The 16,026-nt window shown below is 29.8% G+C and carries 20 protein-coding genes and 1 tRNA gene; 2 read left to right on the top strand and 19 right to left on the bottom strand.

The window, feature by feature from the left end:
* Positions 1–8 precede the first annotated feature (8 nt).
* The 10 genes from rseP to C7N71_RS02400 all read right to left on the bottom strand — a co-directional run bounded on the left by rseP (position 9) and on the right by C7N71_RS02400 (position 7,750).
* Entirely contained in the window at positions 9–1,283 is a 1,275-nt protein-coding gene (rseP, locus tag C7N71_RS02445; protein WP_105987592.1) for an RIP metalloprotease RseP, read from the bottom strand.
* A 25-nt stretch (positions 1,284–1,308) separates the two neighbouring features.
* Positions 1,309–2,097, bottom strand: a complete 789-nt coding sequence (locus tag C7N71_RS02440; RefSeq protein WP_105987591.1) for a phosphatidate cytidylyltransferase — start codon at positions 2,095–2,097, stop codon at positions 1,309–1,311.
* 15 nt (positions 2,098–2,112) lie between these two features.
* Positions 2,113–2,874 (bottom strand): isoprenyl transferase, encoded by a 762-nt coding sequence (locus C7N71_RS02435; RefSeq protein WP_105987590.1) that lies wholly within the window; start codon positions 2,872–2,874, stop codon positions 2,113–2,115.
* 73 nt (positions 2,875–2,947) lie between these two features.
* Positions 2,948–3,346 (bottom strand): hypothetical protein, encoded by a 399-nt coding sequence (locus C7N71_RS02430; RefSeq protein WP_105964703.1) that lies wholly within the window; start codon positions 3,344–3,346, stop codon positions 2,948–2,950.
* Between the two features lie 11 nt (positions 3,347–3,357).
* The gene (gene frr / locus C7N71_RS02425; RefSeq protein ID WP_105987589.1) at positions 3,358–3,921 is read right to left on the bottom strand and encodes a ribosome recycling factor; all 564 of its coding nucleotides are present in this window, start codon (positions 3,919–3,921) and stop codon (positions 3,358–3,360) included.
* 3 nt (positions 3,922–3,924) lie between these two features.
* Entirely contained in the window at positions 3,925–4,647 is a 723-nt protein-coding gene (gene pyrH, locus C7N71_RS02420) for a UMP kinase (protein ID WP_105964705.1), read from the bottom strand.
* A 143-nt stretch (positions 4,648–4,790) separates the two neighbouring features.
* A complete protein-coding gene (tsf, locus tag C7N71_RS02415) occupies positions 4,791–5,666 on the bottom strand; it encodes a translation elongation factor Ts (RefSeq protein WP_105987588.1) in 876 nt (291 codons plus the stop codon).
* 121 nt (positions 5,667–5,787) lie between these two features.
* Positions 5,788–6,537, bottom strand: coding sequence for a 30S ribosomal protein S2 (gene rpsB, locus C7N71_RS02410; RefSeq protein ID WP_105964707.1), 750 nt, complete (start codon positions 6,535–6,537; stop codon positions 5,788–5,790).
* 165 nt (positions 6,538–6,702) lie between these two features.
* On the bottom strand, positions 6,703–6,978 hold the full coding sequence (locus C7N71_RS02405; protein ID WP_105987587.1) for a GIY-YIG nuclease family protein: 276 nt from the start codon (positions 6,976–6,978) through the stop codon (positions 6,703–6,705).
* Positions 6,968–7,750, bottom strand: coding sequence for a tRNA1(Val) (adenine(37)-N6)-methyltransferase (locus C7N71_RS02400; protein WP_105987586.1), 783 nt, complete (start codon positions 7,748–7,750; stop codon positions 6,968–6,970). Before C7N71_RS02400 ends, C7N71_RS02405 begins: the two co-directional genes overlap by 11 nt.
* A gap of 55 nt (positions 7,751–7,805) precedes the next feature.
* Between C7N71_RS02400 and C7N71_RS02395 the strand changes: the two genes are divergently transcribed.
* Positions 7,806–8,432: a lysophospholipid acyltransferase family protein gene (locus C7N71_RS02395; RefSeq protein WP_105987585.1), complete on the top strand. Its 627-nt coding sequence runs from the start codon at positions 7,806–7,808 to the stop codon at positions 8,430–8,432.
* A gap of 38 nt (positions 8,433–8,470) precedes the next feature.
* Here the strand turns inward: C7N71_RS02395 and C7N71_RS02390 are convergent, their stop codons facing one another.
* Together C7N71_RS02390 and C7N71_RS02385 are read right to left on the bottom strand one after the other, a co-directional pair.
* The gene (locus tag C7N71_RS02390; protein WP_105987584.1) at positions 8,471–8,689 is read right to left on the bottom strand and encodes a YneF family protein; all 219 of its coding nucleotides are present in this window, start codon (positions 8,687–8,689) and stop codon (positions 8,471–8,473) included.
* An 83-nt stretch (positions 8,690–8,772) separates the two neighbouring features.
* Positions 8,773–9,024: a DUF896 domain-containing protein gene (locus C7N71_RS02385; protein ID WP_105987583.1), complete on the bottom strand. Its 252-nt coding sequence runs from the start codon at positions 9,022–9,024 to the stop codon at positions 8,773–8,775.
* A gap of 98 nt (positions 9,025–9,122) precedes the next feature.
* Between C7N71_RS02385 and lexA the strand changes: the two genes are divergently transcribed.
* Positions 9,123–9,758, top strand: a complete 636-nt coding sequence (gene lexA, locus C7N71_RS02380; protein WP_105987582.1) for a transcriptional repressor LexA — start codon at positions 9,123–9,125, stop codon at positions 9,756–9,758.
* On the opposite strand, the gene C7N71_RS02375 is transcribed toward lexA, so the two are convergent.
* The 7 genes from C7N71_RS02375 to recJ form a co-directional block, all read right to left on the bottom strand.
* Positions 9,755–10,192: a nucleoside 2-deoxyribosyltransferase gene (locus C7N71_RS02375; RefSeq protein ID WP_105987581.1), complete on the bottom strand. Its 438-nt coding sequence runs from the start codon at positions 10,190–10,192 to the stop codon at positions 9,755–9,757. The genes lexA and C7N71_RS02375 overlap by 4 nt on opposite strands.
* A gap of 11 nt (positions 10,193–10,203) precedes the next feature.
* Positions 10,204–11,370 (bottom strand): hydroxymethylglutaryl-CoA synthase, encoded by a 1,167-nt coding sequence (locus C7N71_RS02370; protein ID WP_105987580.1) that lies wholly within the window; start codon positions 11,368–11,370, stop codon positions 10,204–10,206.
* Between the two features lie 101 nt (positions 11,371–11,471).
* A complete protein-coding gene (locus C7N71_RS02365; RefSeq protein WP_105956153.1) occupies positions 11,472–11,714 on the bottom strand; it encodes a hypothetical protein in 243 nt (80 codons plus the stop codon).
* A gap of 69 nt (positions 11,715–11,783) precedes the next feature.
* Complete coding sequence (locus tag C7N71_RS02360) at positions 11,784–12,920, bottom strand: family 20 glycosylhydrolase (RefSeq protein ID WP_105987579.1); 1,137 nt, start codon at positions 12,918–12,920, stop codon at positions 11,784–11,786.
* Between the two features lie 121 nt (positions 12,921–13,041).
* Positions 13,042–13,128, bottom strand: a tRNA-Ser gene (locus tag C7N71_RS02355).
* A 37-nt stretch (positions 13,129–13,165) separates the two neighbouring features.
* The gene (locus C7N71_RS02350; RefSeq protein WP_105987578.1) at positions 13,166–13,684 is read right to left on the bottom strand and encodes an adenine phosphoribosyltransferase; all 519 of its coding nucleotides are present in this window, start codon (positions 13,682–13,684) and stop codon (positions 13,166–13,168) included.
* A gap of 26 nt (positions 13,685–13,710) precedes the next feature.
* Complete coding sequence (recJ, locus tag C7N71_RS02345) at positions 13,711–16,014, bottom strand: single-stranded-DNA-specific exonuclease RecJ (protein WP_105987577.1); 2,304 nt, start codon at positions 16,012–16,014, stop codon at positions 13,711–13,713.
* Positions 16,015–16,026 lie beyond the last annotated feature (12 nt).

Genomic DNA, 16,026 nt, shown 5'->3' with positions numbered 1-16,026 from the left:
TTACTTAATTAATGTAAAAAGTATCTTTGTATATCATTTAAAGTAACCAAAATCATAAGAATAACAATAAAGGCAAAGCCCACCAAAGTAACAATAGTTTCAACTTTTTCCGATGCTGGCTTTCTTCTAATTGCTTCAATAATGTTCAATAATATTTTACCACCATCTAAAGCAGGAATTGGAATAAAATTAATAATAGCTAAATTAATTGATAAGAAAGCTATAAAGTAAACTATTCCATCAATTCCCAACTTAGCAGCTTGCGAAGTATTAGCAAAAATAGCAACGGGGCCGCCCAAATCGTTTAAACTGAAATGTCCAGAAAACATAGATATTAACTTAGCAACTAACAGTTTAGTAAAGTTCCATGTTTGATTAAATCCAGACAAAGCTTTGGCAATAAATGAATTATTTAAAGTTTGTGTTACCCCAATAACTCCATATTTAGTAGAACCATTTTTAGCAGATTGTGTTTTTAAAGAAATATTTTTTTCAGAATCATTATTAGCAATTTTTAAATTAACTTTTTGATTGGGTTTAGATTGAATAGCAACAGTCAAATCTTTCCAAGTACTAGTTTTTTGTCCATCAATACTTAATATTCTATCTCCATTTTTAATACCAGCATCTCTAGCAACAGAATTATTTGGTGTAACATTAACGGTATTAGTATTTGAAGGGGCACCACCCTGTAAGAAAGATAAAATAGAAAAAGCAATAACTGCTAAAAGAATATTATTAAAAATACCAGCAAAATTAGTAATTAATTTTTTCCATACTGGAGCATTCTGAAATTGAACATCATTAGGAGCTATTTGAACAGCTGTTCCATCATGCTCGATTATGACAGCATCATGACTAACTGCGTATCTTTTTTTAGATTCTTCCTTCCCATTTTCAAAGCCTTCAATGAAAAGATTCTTTTCTAAATCACAATTTGTTACTTCAAGGGGTATTCCTTGATATAAAGTTTGTTTTTTACTAGTGTTAATTGAATTTACAATTTGATTATCATCAAATTGTAAACTAACGGGTGTTCCTGGTTCTAATTCTTGTGATTCATTATCAGCAGATCCAGCCATACGAACATATCCACCCAATGGTAACAATCTAACCGTATAGGTCGTTGAATTGTGTCGATAATAAAATAATTTTGGTCCCATTCCAATAGAAAATTCGCGAACCATAATACCAGATTTTTTGGCTACTATGAAATGTCCAAATTCATGAACAAATACAAGAATTCCAAAAACTATTATGAAAGCTATGATAGTTATAATCAAAAAAATCGCTCCTTTAAATAATTAGCTAAATAATACCAAACAAATGTAGTATTGGTAATACAAAAAGCAAGCTATCAAAACGGTCTAGAATCCCACCATGTCCAGGTAAAATTTTACCGGAATCTTTGACTCTATAAAAACGTTTTAATGATGATTCTACTAAATCGCCTAATTGTCCCACAATAGAAAGTAATAGTGTTATAAGAATTGCTGATAAAATAGAAACATTTCCAATATTATAAATTAGCATCCAAATAGTTCCTATTACAGTGGCTATTAAAGACCCGCAAATGGATCCTTCCCACGTTTTATTAGGACTAACATGCGGAGCTAATTTATGTTTACCTAATTGCTTACCAAATATGTAGGCTCCACTATCGGTTAGCCAAACAATAAATAACGCATAAAATAGAGTAGCTACACTATCAGATCTTGCTGAAACAAAATAATGAAATCCAACACCTACATATAGCATGCTCAAAGTCATCACTCCTGTATCATCAAACGAAAATTTATTTTTAGTAAACACGTTTCTAAGTAATAACAACATAACTACTAAATAAAATAAAAATTGTGATGATAAGAAGCTTGGTAAATGTGCATACCATTGATCAGGTACTATAACTATTGCTACACCTAAAAATGATAGCATTGCTTCAGGAGAAACAACCAATTTCTTTTTCATAACTAAAATTTCAGATACAGCGACTATTCCTAGTAATAAGGCCGCAATATCTATAAATATTCCACCAATTAAAACAATTGGAATAAAAATTATTAATGCGATAATCGCAGTTAAAACTCTTTGTTTCATTTTTAATTCCTCAATTTATTTATTTTTTAGACCACCAAATCGACGATGACGATTTTGATATTCATGAATACATTCTTTTAAATTAGAATCCTTATAGTCAGGCCATTTAGTTTTATCAAAAACGAATTCACTATAGGCCAATTGCCATAGAAGAAAATTTGATAAACGTTCTTCTCCACTAGTTCTAATTAATAGATCCGGATTAGATAGATTTTTCAAATTAGCTGTCATTAAAGATTCTTCAACAACATTATCATTAATATCATCAACATTTAAGCTACCGTTTTTAACACGACTAGATATTTTTTTAATTGCTGAAACAATTTCATCATGGCTACCATAATTCAAAGCAAAATTTAGAATCATTCCATTACAATCTTTAGTATCATAGATGGCCTTTTGAACCGCTTTTTTTGTACTATTAGGTAATTTGTCGACTTCTCCCATAACACTTACTTTAACATTATTTTCTATCAATTCTGGAACAAATTTATTAAAGAAACGTTCCGGCAATCCTAATAAATACTTAACCTCTTTTTCAGGTCGATGCCAATTTTCAGTAGAAAAGGCATATAGAGTTAATACCTTGACTCCAAGATTACTGGCTGATTTAGTTATCGTTCTAACAACTTCCATACCTTGCTTATGTCCAGCAATTCTAGGCAAATGCCTTTGCTTAGCCCATCTTCCATTTCCATCCATAATAATAGCAATGTGAGCAGGAATGTTATTAGGATCTAATTGATGGTCTTCTAATGAATTATTTTTATTAAACATATTATCACCTATAAATTAACTATAAACAAATAAAGGATGAGTGGTATCCTCATCCTAAATTGCCAATTAAATTTTATTGAATTAGTCTCCATTCTCCACGTTTAGTATCAACTAATGTTTGGAAATATTTCAATAATTGGTTTGCATCTGCTGCACTTTGTTCACCAAGCATGTTTAAACCTTTACCTGTAGGAATTGGATCAGTTAAATCAGTGATTTCATTCTTATCTTCTATAGTAGCTTGGGTAAATGCAACAATCCAATCATCTTCAATTAATTTAGAAATAACAAAGAATAAATTAAAATCGTCAGTAACATAAGCAGGCATTACATATACATTATCTTGAATTTCTTGTAACTTGTTACCGTTATATTCTAAAGCTTGAATATTTGAATTATCCATATCTTTGTTTAATTTAAAAATCATTTTTTCAAATTCTTTTGTACCTGGGGTTAATTCTTGTTCTGACATAAATATCTCCCTTATCCGTTCATTACTTCGTTTTCTTTATCAGAAACGATTTGATCAACATGTTTAATTTCCTTATCAGTTAATTGTTGAACTTGCTCTTCTAGACGATGTGCTTCATCATCGTTAAAATCATCGCTCTTATTACCTTTTTTAACTGCGTCCATTGCTTCACGTCTAACATTTCTAATAGCAACTTTATTGCTTTCACCAGTTGCTTTAACTTTTTTAGATACTTCGGCACGACGTTCTTCAGTTAATTGTGGAATAACCATTCTAATTTTATCACCATCATTAGCTGGATTAATTCCTAAATCAGCTTCTAAGATACCTTTTTCAATGTTATTTAAAGCTGATTTATCATAAGGACTAACCATAATAACTCTAGCTTCAGGAACAGTAATTGCAGCAATTTGGTTCAATGGAGTGGTAGCCCCATAATAATCAACTGTAACACCTGATAATAAACTAGGGTTAGCACGACCAGCACGAATTCCACCTAAATCATGTTTTAATGATTCGGTAGTCTTTTGCATTTTACTTTTTGCATTATCTAAAACTTCTTTTGCAGTAATCATTATTTATTTCCCCCTAACAGTTGTTCCAATTTTTTCACCTTGAACAACCTTTTTAATGTTCCCATTTTCATTTAAATTAAATACTACTAAAGGAATATTATTATCCATTGATAATGAACTTGCAGTAGTATCCATAACATTTAAGTTTTTATTAATGATATCCATTTGAGTTAATTCATCATACTTAACCGCATTGGGATCTTCATTAGGATCAGCTGAATAAATTCCATCTACACCATTTTTAGCCATCAAAATAGCGTCAGCATGGACTTCGGCAGCTCTTAAAGCAGCTGTAGTATCAGTTGAAAAGTATGGATTACCAGTACCACCAGCAAAAATAACTACTCGATTTTTTTGTAAATGACGAACAGCCTTTCTTCTGATATATGGTTCAGCAATTTGTCTCATTTCAATTGAAGTTTGTACTCTGGTTGGAACATCAATTGATTCTAAATTATCTTGTAACGAAAGTCCATTCATTATGGTTGCAAGCATTCCAACATAATCAGCTTGAGTTCTTTCCATCCCCATTTTTGCACCGGCAACACCACGCCACATGTTACCACCACCGACAACAATAGCAACCTGGATACCTAATTTATATACTTCTTTTATTTCTTCAGCAATTTTTTTTATAACTGGAGGGTTAATTCCAAATCCCTTATCCCCAGCTAAGGCTTCACCACTTAGTTTCAAGACGATACGTTTGTATTTTACGTCTGACATTGAACTTCCTCCATTAAAATAATTCATTAATATAATTTTAGCATAACATAAATAACAAAAACAGATTAATAAACTAAAATTAAATAAATTATAAAAAAAGGAGTGCCAAAATATAGCACCCCCTCCTTATCTTAATAATTAAATTATTTAATTTGACTATTTACTTCATCAGCAAAACTTTGTTCTTCTTTTTCGATACCTTCTCCAACTTCGTAACGAGCAAAGGCTTCAAGTTCTCCACCATTGTCTTTAACAAATTGAGCAACAGTTTTGTCTGAATCCATAACGAATTCTTGGTCAGCTAAACTAATTTCTGATAAGAATTTGTTTAAACGACCTTCAACCATTTTTTCAACAATTTTTTCAGGCTTACCTTCGTCTAAGGCTTCCTTCTTCAATTCTTCACGTTCTTTATCTAAACGATCAGCAGGAACTGAGTTTCTGTCTAAGTATTCAGGATTAGTAGCAGCAATGTGCATAGCAACATGCTTAGCAACTTCTTCATCAGCACCCTTAATTTGTACTAAAGCACCAATTAAACCACCATTATGCAAGTAAGCACCAAAGTTAGCATCGTCAGCCTTATTAAAGATTTCAAAACGACGTAAAGTAATCTTTTCACCAGTGATTTGAGTCGTATTAATAATCTTATCATTGATAGTTTCACCATCAACATCTAACTTAAGTGCAGCTTCAACGTCAGCTGGTTGTTCTTCAACAATCTTGGCTGCAACCATATCAATTAAGTCTTTGAAATCATCATTACCAGAAACGAAATCTGTTTCAGCGTTGATTTCAACAATAGCAGCTGCATTACCGTTAGTAACAACACGTGTTAAACCTGCATTAGCAACACGGTCACTCTTCTTTTCAGCTTTTGCGATACCTTTTTCACGTAAAAATTCTAAAGCAGCTTTTTCATCACCATCAGAAGCAACTAAAGCTTTTTTAGCATCCATCATACCTACACTAGTTTTGTCACGTAAGTTTTTTACTTGAGCAGCAGTAATCTTTGCCATTTAAATGGCCTCCTTAAAATATTTATTCTATTTTATAAAAAAAGCTGACTCTGCATTAGGCCTTTCGGTCCAAACACATGAGTCAGCCTAAGTGCACAAATGTAAATAATTATTTAATTAATTATTTGTTTTCACTTTCATCTTTTGAATCATTGCCATCTTTGAAAGTGTTTTCGTCAACTTCTTCTTCACCTTGGTTACCTTCAACAATAGCATCAGCCATCTTAGAAGTAATTAGGCGAACGGCACGAATAGCATCATCATTTGATGGGATAATTACATCGATATCGTCTGGGTTAGTGTTAGTATCAACCATAGCAACGATAGGAATATTTAATTTGTGAGCTTCGTTAACAGCAAGTTGTTCTTTACGAGGATCAACAATAAACATAACATCAGGAATCTTAGGCATATCTTCGATACCACCTAAGAATTTTTCTAACTTGTCAGTTTGTTTCTTTAATAAAGAAACTTCTTTCTTAGGTAATCTTTCAAAAGTACCGTCTTCAGCCATTTTCTTAAGATCTTTTAAGTACTTAATACGACTTTGGATAGTATCCCAGTTAGTTAAAGTTCCACCTAACCAACGGTGGTTAACATAAAATTGACCAGCACGAGTTGCTTCTTCTTGAATTGAATCTTGTGCTTGTTTTTTAGTACCAACAAATAAGAATACGGCATTCTTTGATGCTTCATCCTTAACAAATTTGTAAGCATTGTCAATCATTTTTACAGTTTTTTGTAAATCAATGATGTAAATACCATTACGTTGAGTAAAGATGTATTTCTTCATCTTAGGATTCCAACGACGAGTTTGATGTCCAAAATGAACACCTGCTTCTAACAATTGTTTCATAGAAATAACAGCCATTATAATAGCCCTCCAAATAGTTTTTTCCTCCTCAATGATCAACTAATATGGTGACTTATCAAAAAGCACTAGCCAAATTATCACATTGAGTGTGAATTAGTAATTAAATTACCATATCTAATAATAAATCATTAACAATAATTAATCAATGTTAAAATTACATAATCATCTAAAAAACTTTCCATTCACACCATTGTTTAATAAATATTTTATTTTTTGATTTCTAGATTGATGCTTAAATGCATATTCAGCTTTTAAAGCATCCCTTTTATTTTCAAAAGACTCATAATATATCATCATTACTGGTAAATGAGATCTAGTATATTTTGCCCCCTTACCTGATTGATGTTTTAATAAACGTTTCTGTAAGTTATTAGTAAATCCACCATAAAGAGAATTATCACCACACAATAGTACATACATATAATATTTATTTACCATATAGTAGTTTCCTTACATAATCACTATATTCATTACTATTATCTTTATATGTAATTATCGGTGGTAAAATTTTCATCCCAGATTTTTTTCCTTTATTAATCCCTTCAATTAGAACCATATTAGAATCTTTATTTTTTCGTGGATATATAAATTGTAATTTTTTTGGTGCTAGACCATGTTTTAACATAGTATCCATAATTTCTAGCAAGCGATCTGGACGATAAACCAAATAAATTTTCCCATTAGTTTTTAGCATCTCACTACTTGCTAACATTATCGATTCTAAATTGGTAGTTATTTCATGCCTAGCAATTGCTAAATATTTATTAGGATTCTTCTTACTTGTAGGTAAATCAGGAAAATATGGTGGATTACAAGTTATAACATCAATAGAATCTTTAGCAAGATATTTATTAAATTTTGATAAATCAGAGTTAATTACCTTTATCTTGTCTTCTAAACGATTTAATAAAACACTTCTTTTAGCCATATCAGCCAATTTATTCTGAAGTTCAATTTCAAATATTTTTCCGTTAGTTTTATGTGACATAAACATTCCAACTGCACCATTACCAGCACACAAATCCACCGTGTTAGATTTATCTTTATTAGGCAGTTTAGCAAAGTTAGCCAGGAGAACTGCATCTAGAGAAAAGGAGAAAACTTCAGGATTTTGAATGATTTTAATGTCGTTACTATATAATTGATCTATTCTTTCATTTTCGTGTAATAATTTGTTCAATTTAATTTCCACCTTAATTTTAGGTTGCATATAGCAATAGTAATAGAATATTATTATTTTATAAAGTATTGAGAGGAGAAACAGTATGTATTCTTTTTTAAGAGTATTAGCTAGAGTCATTTTATATACAATAAATGGTAAACCAAAATTCAAAAATAAGGATAGAATTCCTAAAGGAAATTATGTTTTAGTTGCTCCACATAGGACTTGGTTTGATCCATTATATTATGCATTAGCTGCTAGCCCTAAAGAATTCGCATTTATGGCAAAAAAGGAACTATTCAAAAATCCAATTTTAAGATATATTTTAGTTCATGCAAATGTTTTAAGTGTCGATAGAGAAAATCCTGGTCCATCAGTTATAAAAGAACCAGTTAGAATTTTACAAAAGTCAGATAAATCATTAATTATCTTTCCATCTGGAACTAGACATTCACAAAGTTTAAAAGGTGGCGCAACTTTAATTTCAAAATTATCTAAGACACCTTTACTACCGGTAACTTATCAAGGACCATTAACATTTAAATCCCTGTTTTCTAGAAAAAAATCTACCATTAATTTTGGTAACCCAATATATATTGATAAGAAACTAAAATTAAATGAAGATGGTCAAAGTAAGATTGAAATGCAAATGCAAGATGCTTTTGACAGATTAGATGACGAAATAGATCCTAATTTTAAATATGTAGATCCAGCTAAAAAAGAAAAATAAAAAGGATTAAAATCTAATAGGTTTTAATCCTTTTTATTTTATTTAGCATGAGCTTTCATACTATTCATCATTTGATTTAACTTTTTGGTAGATGGTTTTTGTCCCATTTGCAACATCATTGCTCTTAATTGATCTTTATTAATTGGTGGATTATCTTTAAGATATTTTTCCATATACTTACGAGCCATAAAGAAACCACCGATTAATCCTAGGATTAATGCTATTAAAACAACTACAATCCATAGAAATGTATTCACAGATATCCCTCCTAGCTTCATATACGAACATATATTTTATTTTACACAAAGTATAAATAAATTTCAAAATTATTTTTAATATATTAGTCGTCACGTAGGCCTTTTTTACGTTGGATATTTTTAACCTTATCAGAGGTTATTTCTTTACCCTTTTTATTATAAACCTGAACCATTTCAATTTGGCTTCTCATATTTTCTTTAAAGCGCTTTAGATATTTTTGATGCAAATCTTTTCTTTCAGCACTTTCAGCTTCAGTCAAGCCTTGTTCTTTTTTCTTTTTTGATAATTCATTAATTCTTGGAATAAGTTCTTTTAACACTTTGTCTTCTGCCATTTTAAAGTCTCCTTTTTATAAAATTGCGAACGTTTGTTTACATTTCCTTATTATGCTAATATTAAAGCTAAATAAAATCAAGAATTGAGGCATCGTATATGACCTTACCAAAGGATAAAGTATCTTCTAAACAAATAAATATCTTAAAATTCATTTGGAACTCAATCAATAATCAAGGTTATCCACCAACAGTAAGAGAAATTGCTAAAGAAATGGGCTTAGCATCTACATCAACTGTGCATGGACATTTAAGTCGTCTCTCACAAAAAGGACTTCTAATCAAAAACAATGCTAAACCAAGAGCAATTGAAATTACCGAAGATGGATTAAAGCAGTTAGGAGTTAACTCCCATTCCAATCAAATACCAATATTAGGAAATGTTGCTGCTGGTGAACCCATTCTTGCAGTAGAAAATTCAAATGAATATTTTTCTTTACCTGACCAATATAATAATGACAGCGATATATTTATGCTGAATATAAAAGGCGAAAGTATGGTTAATATTGGAATATTTAATAATGATAAAGTTATTGTTAAGAAGCAGTCAATTGCTGAAAATGGTGACATTGTAATTGCAATGAACGATAAAAGCGAAGCAACATGCAAGAGATTTTTCAAAGAAAGTGATCATTATAGATTACAACCAGAAAATGACTATATGAGTCCAATTATATTAGATAACGTTAAAATATTAGGTAAAGTAATTGGATTGTATAGAGATAATATTAGTTAAAATACTTTCCCCTCATAATAAGATTCTGGTAAATTATTAAAATCATAGTTTTTCACTTCTTCAACCTTAGTTAAATAGGCGATCGAACTATTACTTAACATTAAATTAACATTATTATCTTTTTCGTGAAAAATAATAATTGGTTTATTTATAGCTTTAGCATACCCAATTTCAAAAGCTGTACCACTATCTACATTATCTTCAACATAGTCGATAATTGCGATAATGGCATCAGCTTTTTTTATTTCATCAGTATCTAATTTAAATACCTTTTTAGACCATTGTTTAGTGCCAACTTCACAATCTTTAACTTCTGATTTTCTTGGACTAAATACACTATTTACGGTATTATTTTTCGCTAAAGCAGTCTCTATTCTAGAAATTCTGTCGATTTGTTCATCATCAAAAAACGGACTAGCTAAATATAAATTCATATTAATTTCCCCTATTTATGGTCATAAATTCTTTGATTATCTTTTAGTGCTTTTAAGAAAAATTCAGCATCATCAGATTGCCAATTTAAGTTCATATTAACATTTTTAATAGGAATCCAGTTATTAAACATTTTTTCATATTCATCAATTGTTAATTTTTCTCTATTGTTAAGCATCGAGTTAATATCTTCTACTGAATCATTATTCTTGAAATTTTGTTCTAATTTCATTGAGAAAAATTCACCTTGAGCTCCAGAACCATAACTAAATAAGCCAATTCTATCTCCGATTTGTAAATCATTTGAATTATTAATTAATGATAAGAAACTTAAATATAATGATCCTGTATATAAATTACCAATATTTTCACTATATATCTTGCTAAAATTAAATTCATTCTTTAATTCTTCTTGTTTTGATTCAGAAGCTTCAGGCAAAACTGCTCTTAATCCTTTAATCCCCATTTTTACATATGGTAGATGGAAAGCTAGTGCTTTATAGTCATCAACCGAAAGTTGATTCATTTGGTTATACTTATCCCAAGTATCTTTAAAGAAATCAACATAAACATTATTAGAATAATGGCCATCTACCACCGCTTCTGTACGATATAATGGTCGCCAAAAATCCATAATATCATCTGAATGAAATGCACTTTCACCATCAAAAGAAGCAATGGAAGGATTAGTTGAAACTACCATAGCAATAGCTCCACCACCTTGTGTTACTTCACCAGGAGTATTAAGACCATATCTAGCCACATCAGCACCAATCACTAAAGCCTTTTTATTAGGATGATTGGTTACATACTCTTTAGCCATTTGTAACCCTGCTGTGGCACCATAACATGCTTGTTTGATTTCAAAAGCACGAGCAGATGCATTCAACTTTAATAAGTTTTGTAAATATATAGCTGCTGATTTTGAATTATCAACGCCAGTTTCTGTCCCAAAAATAATTAAGTCGATACTTTTCTTATCATCATCATTAATAATTTTTTGACTAGCATTTGCAGCCATTGTTACAACATCTTGAGTATTAGGGATTACAGCTTGCTTTTTTTGACCAATTCCAATTAAATATTTATTTGGATCTTCATTTCTAGCATTTGCTAAATCCACCATATCAATGTATTTATCAGGTGAATAAAAACCAATTTTATCAATTCCGACCTTCAATTTACTCACTCAACTTTCATAAAAGAATAATATTATTTTACTATCAATCACTTTAATAACAAAGTATATAGAATAAAAAGCACACATAAGTGTGCTTTTTATTATTTTTCTAGGTGAATTTTATATTGGTCTGAATTATTCATAGAATTAATAATTTGACCTTCTGATAATTGACCTGTATATACAAAGTTTTCATGTTTTTGACCAGTTGAAATAAATGTCCATTGAACCACTTGTTGTCCCATGCCAACAGGAATTCTAACTCCTGATAATTGACCTGTACTATTATCAGATAATTTAATTTCTTGGTTACCTAAATTGGTATTTACGTTTAATTTTAACATTATAAACTCCTTAAAAATTATGTAATACAATATAAATATAACATAATTTATCTAATTAATTAATTTACTTTAATAATTACGTGCTTTTTTAAGAAAATATTTAACAAAATATTCAGTATTTTTGTAGGTACTATTTCCATCATATTTATTTGGGTATTCTCCCCAAATAGACAATGAAGCCCCTATATTATTCTTACTCTTAGTTTTTTGTTTAAGTGATTCATCATTCCACATATTCATCTTCCATTTATTAATATCATCTCGCCATTCTTTAATTGACGATTTGGTAAAAGAAAGTGGATCAGTAATTATATATAAATAATAACTGTTATAATTAATAGTTTTAAAACCAGCAGCATTTAATTGTGGTAATGTCGCTCTTAATTTAATATTGGCCTTATAATCTTCTTTATCACTAACGTCACCACTAAGGCTCCAATAATTAATTAATATATTTTTATGGTAATTTTTAAGAACTGCTTTATGGAAACTATCATTCCACATTTCTAATTTTAATCCTTTAGAATTTATATAATCATCAATGCTATTTATATATTTTACAGCTGCATTTTGATCTTTTCTATTGTTAATAGTAATCTCATCAGCACCTACGCTAAAGTAGAATCCTTTGGGCATCATCCCGACATATTCACTTAATATTTTTTTAGATAGGTTAATGGTTTCTTTCTTACCATAAAACATCTCATTGTATCCATCAGCATTTCTTACTCTTTTAACCAACTTATTACCATTCTTTGTATAAGATAATAATTTAAATAAAGACTGAGCATGCCCAGGTAAATCTATTTCTGGTACAACTTGAATTCCTTTTTCATAACCATACTGAATAACATCTAATAATTGATCTTTACTTAAAAATGGTAAATGTGTCTTTTTATTATAATAAACATCACCTTTTTTAGTAGCATTATCAACCGTTTGATTTAAGGTAGAATTTTCAATGCCAAAATTTTCATTATCATTTAAATGTAATTGTAAATATGTTGCTTTGTTTTCACTTAATAAATTAATATATTGTTTTATTTTATCAGTAGAGTAATAAACTCTTGAACAATCTAAAGTTAAACCAATTCTTTTATTATCAGCCGATGCATTAATATTATTTTGAGATAAGCCAAATAATTGAAAAGACAATATAATAATAGTAAAGATAATTGTAAATATTGTTATAACTTTTTTCTTCATAGACTAAAACTCTTTTCTTTAAAAGTTATAAGCTAATTATAGCATTTATATATATAAATATCCTAATACTAGGATATAAAAAAAGTACTAATATAAATATTAGTACTTATAAAATGTTATAAGGAGAGTACAGGAGTCGAACCTGCCCGCCGGAAAAACCGGTTCGTCGGATTTCGAGTCCGATGCATTACCGCTCTGCCAACTCTCCATAATAATGATGTGAACAAATCACATCATAAATAATTTTAATATTGTAAAAGACTTAAAAGATCATAATCTTTAATTTTATCTCGACCTTTTAATTCAGAAATTTCAATGATAAAAGCTGTTCCCACAACAATACCACCTAATTTTTCAACTAATTCAATGGTAGCCTCGATAGTTCCACCAGTTGCTAATAGATCATCAGTAATTAAAACTCTTTGTCCTGGTTTAACAGCATCAGCATGAATGTATAGAGATGATTTACCATATTCTAATCCATAAGATGCCCCTACAACCTTGCCTGGAAGTTTACCCTTTTTTCTTGCAGGCACAAATCCAATACCTAAATCATAAGCTACTGGACAACCAACAATGAATCCACGAGCTTCAGGACCAACAACTAAATCCACTTTCTTATCTCTTGCATATCTGACAATTTTATCTGTAGCCTCATGATACGCTTCACCATTTTCCATAAGAGGAGAAATGTCTCTAAAAGTAACTCCTTTTTCCGGAAAATTGTCATAACTAGCAACATATTTATACAAATCAAGTGCCATTGGCTAAATAACTTCCTTTCATCCCATCAAAAACAACTACGAATAATTTGGTTCAAAGTTGTATTATCAACATCTAACAATTTTTTCTTAACATTTAATTGATGTTTTCTAAGAATATAACTTTTAGTTAAAGTTATATCACTTGATTCAGGATTACGATTACCATTCATAATACCATTTTCAATTGAAATAAAATTCAATTCTTTAAATACATTAATCATAAAAGCTAAATTACTTTTATCAATCCGCAAATAATCACTTAATAAATCAATATCATCATATATTTTAATATCTTTATGACCTTCAACAAATCTAAACAAGTCAGCATATTGTGATCGAGTAGGCATTTCATGCAAAATATTATTATTATAAAGATAAAGAATCAACTTATTATTTTTACTAATAGCATTTAAAACTAAATTAAAGCTTTCAAAAGAATCCGGACAATCAACAAATATTATATTATCAAAATTCTCTTCTAAAGACAAATTATTATATAAGCATGCTTTAGAATATTTTTCTATAAAAGGTAAAATCTGCTTATAAACTTTTTCATGAAAGAAAACATATAGTGAATTACTATACTGAAACATAGATTTATTTAGTTGATTAGACCTTAAATCAACTATTTCAACATCATCACTATAAATATCATCGTTCATGACTTGAATTGTAGTTCTACCTTTCCAAGTATTCTTTTCTAAATGGCCTGCAACATGAACACAATCAGATAATGATTCTAAATGACTAGCTAATTTACCATTTTTAAAAGCTAAAACATTAATTTTTGAATTATCATCAAGCATCTGAAATTTCAAGTGTTCATTACTTTTTCCCATTGTCTGAACATTAGTAACCATCTGTGGTTCAAATTCAAAAATTGGATATTCATTATCAGTTCCAAATGGTGATAACATTTGCAAATTATCAAATAGCTGTTTAGTGACATCACTTACTTGAATTTTTTTGGAAATTAATAATTTAGGCTTTTGCAACTTTTCAATACCATTATTAACTGCATAATCTTCAAAATGATTAATTAGGGTATTTAAATCGTCACTCCTAATACTTAATCCGATTGCCATACTATGTCCACCAAATGAAACCATATTCTCATGAATACCATTTATGGCATCAAATAAATCAAACCCTTCAACACTCCTACCTGAACCTTTATATATACCAGTTTCAGGATTGTGACTCATAACAATAGTTGGTTTATTATATTTTTCAACTAAACGACTAGCAACAATTCCAACAACACCTTCATGCCAATTATCACCATATACAATAATTGTATGCTTATCCGTATTGTTTGATGCCATTTTCGATGCTTGTAGAAAAATGTCATCAACTAGCTTTCTTCTTTTTTTATTTTCGTTTTCAGTATCATGACTTAAATCATCGGCTACTTCATCATCAAATGTGGTCAATAATTTTACACCAGTTGTTGCATCACTAATTCTACCTAAAGCATTTAAACGAGGTGCTAAGCCAAAACTAATACTTTGTTCATTAATATTATCAGCTTTCAAACCTGCTAATTGTTCAAGATGCATTAATCCTGGACGTTGAGTATCCGATAATTCTTGTAAACCATACTTTACTAAAATACGATTTTCATCTGTTAAAGATACTAAGTCCGCTACAGTCCCAATTGCAGCTAAATCAAAATATTCTTCAGGTATTTCTTCTAATAATGCAGTTGCTACTTTGAATGCTATGCCTACTCCTGAAAAGTCTCCAAAAGGATATTCATCCCCTGGATATCTGGCATGAACAATTGCATATGCCTCTGGAAGATCATCAGGAATTTTATGATGATCAGTAATAATCACATCACAATTCATATTATTTGCTAATTCAACTGATTTATTACCAGATATTCCATTATCAACCGTTACAATTAGACTTGTCCCATCATTAATAATCTCTTCGTACTTTTTAGGATTAGGACCATACCCATCTTTAAAGCGATTAGGAATAAAATATGTTACATTAGCACCTAAATTAACTAGAGTTTCATACATAACAGAAGTACTAGTAATGCCATCAGCATCATAATCACCATAAACTGTAATTTTTTCATTATTTTCAATCGCTTTTTTTATCCGATCACATGCTTTTTGCATATCATGCATTAAATAAGGATCACGCAAATTTTCAATTTGTGGGGTTAAGAATGACTTAATATCATCTATGTTTTTATAACCACGACTAAACAAAATTGAAATTATTAGTGGACTAATCCCTAATTCAGTAGCAATGTCTTTTTGTTCATCACTTAATACATTTTGATTTAACTGCCAATCGAATTTTGCAGGTATCATTATATTTCATCC

Origin of the sequence: Apilactobacillus timberlakei, from assembly GCF_002993965.1 — a bacterium.
Lineage (GTDB): Bacteria > Bacillota > Bacilli > Lactobacillales > Lactobacillaceae > Apilactobacillus > Apilactobacillus timberlakei.
Note: the sequence above shows the minus strand (reverse complement) of the source record. Positions and strands in the feature narration are given on the sequence as shown.

What these genes read in the sequence shown, in the direction of transcription:
- recJ (WP_105987577.1), bottom strand. Translation starts at nt 16,014, where the DNA reads ATGATACCTGCAAAATTCGATTGGCAGTTAAATCAAAATGTATTAAGT.
- C7N71_RS02375 (WP_105987581.1), bottom strand. Translation starts at nt 10,192, where the DNA reads ATGAATTTATATTTAGCTAGTCCGTTTTTTGATGATGAACAAATCGAC.
- C7N71_RS02400 (WP_105987586.1), bottom strand. Translation starts at nt 7,750, where the DNA reads ATGCAACCTAAAATTAAGGTGGAAATTAAATTGAACAAATTATTACAC.
- C7N71_RS02435 (WP_105987590.1), bottom strand. Translation starts at nt 2,874, where the DNA reads ATGTTTAATAAAAATAATTCATTAGAAGACCATCAATTAGATCCTAAT.
- C7N71_RS02385 (WP_105987583.1), bottom strand. Translation starts at nt 9,024, where the DNA reads ATGGCAGAAGACAAAGTGTTAAAAGAACTTATTCCAAGAATTAATGAA.
- C7N71_RS02365 (WP_105956153.1), bottom strand. Translation starts at nt 11,714, where the DNA reads ATGTTAAAATTAAACGTAAATACCAATTTAGGTAACCAAGAAATTAAA.
- C7N71_RS02360 (WP_105987579.1), bottom strand. Translation starts at nt 12,920, where the DNA reads ATGAAGAAAAAAGTTATAACAATATTTACAATTATCTTTACTATTATT.
- lexA (WP_105987582.1), top strand. Translation starts at nt 9,123, where the DNA reads ATGACCTTACCAAAGGATAAAGTATCTTCTAAACAAATAAATATCTTA.
- frr (WP_105987589.1), bottom strand. Translation starts at nt 3,921, where the DNA reads ATGATTACTGCAAAAGAAGTTTTAGATAATGCAAAAAGTAAAATGCAA.
- C7N71_RS02395 (WP_105987585.1), top strand. Translation starts at nt 7,806, where the DNA reads ATGTATTCTTTTTTAAGAGTATTAGCTAGAGTCATTTTATATACAATA.
- C7N71_RS02440 (WP_105987591.1), bottom strand. Translation starts at nt 2,097, where the DNA reads ATGAAACAAAGAGTTTTAACTGCGATTATCGCATTAATAATTTTTATT.
- rpsB (WP_105964707.1), bottom strand. Translation starts at nt 6,537, where the DNA reads ATGGCTGTTATTTCTATGAAACAATTGTTAGAAGCAGGTGTTCATTTT.
- C7N71_RS02405 (WP_105987587.1), bottom strand. Translation starts at nt 6,978, where the DNA reads ATGGTAAATAAATATTATATGTATGTACTATTGTGTGGTGATAATTCT.
- pyrH (WP_105964705.1), bottom strand. Translation starts at nt 4,647, where the DNA reads ATGTCAGACGTAAAATACAAACGTATCGTCTTGAAACTAAGTGGTGAA.
- C7N71_RS02350 (WP_105987578.1), bottom strand. Translation starts at nt 13,684, where the DNA reads ATGGCACTTGATTTGTATAAATATGTTGCTAGTTATGACAATTTTCCG.
- C7N71_RS02430 (WP_105964703.1), bottom strand. Translation starts at nt 3,346, where the DNA reads ATGTCAGAACAAGAATTAACCCCAGGTACAAAAGAATTTGAAAAAATG.
- tsf (WP_105987588.1), bottom strand. Translation starts at nt 5,666, where the DNA reads ATGGCAAAGATTACTGCTGCTCAAGTAAAAAACTTACGTGACAAAACT.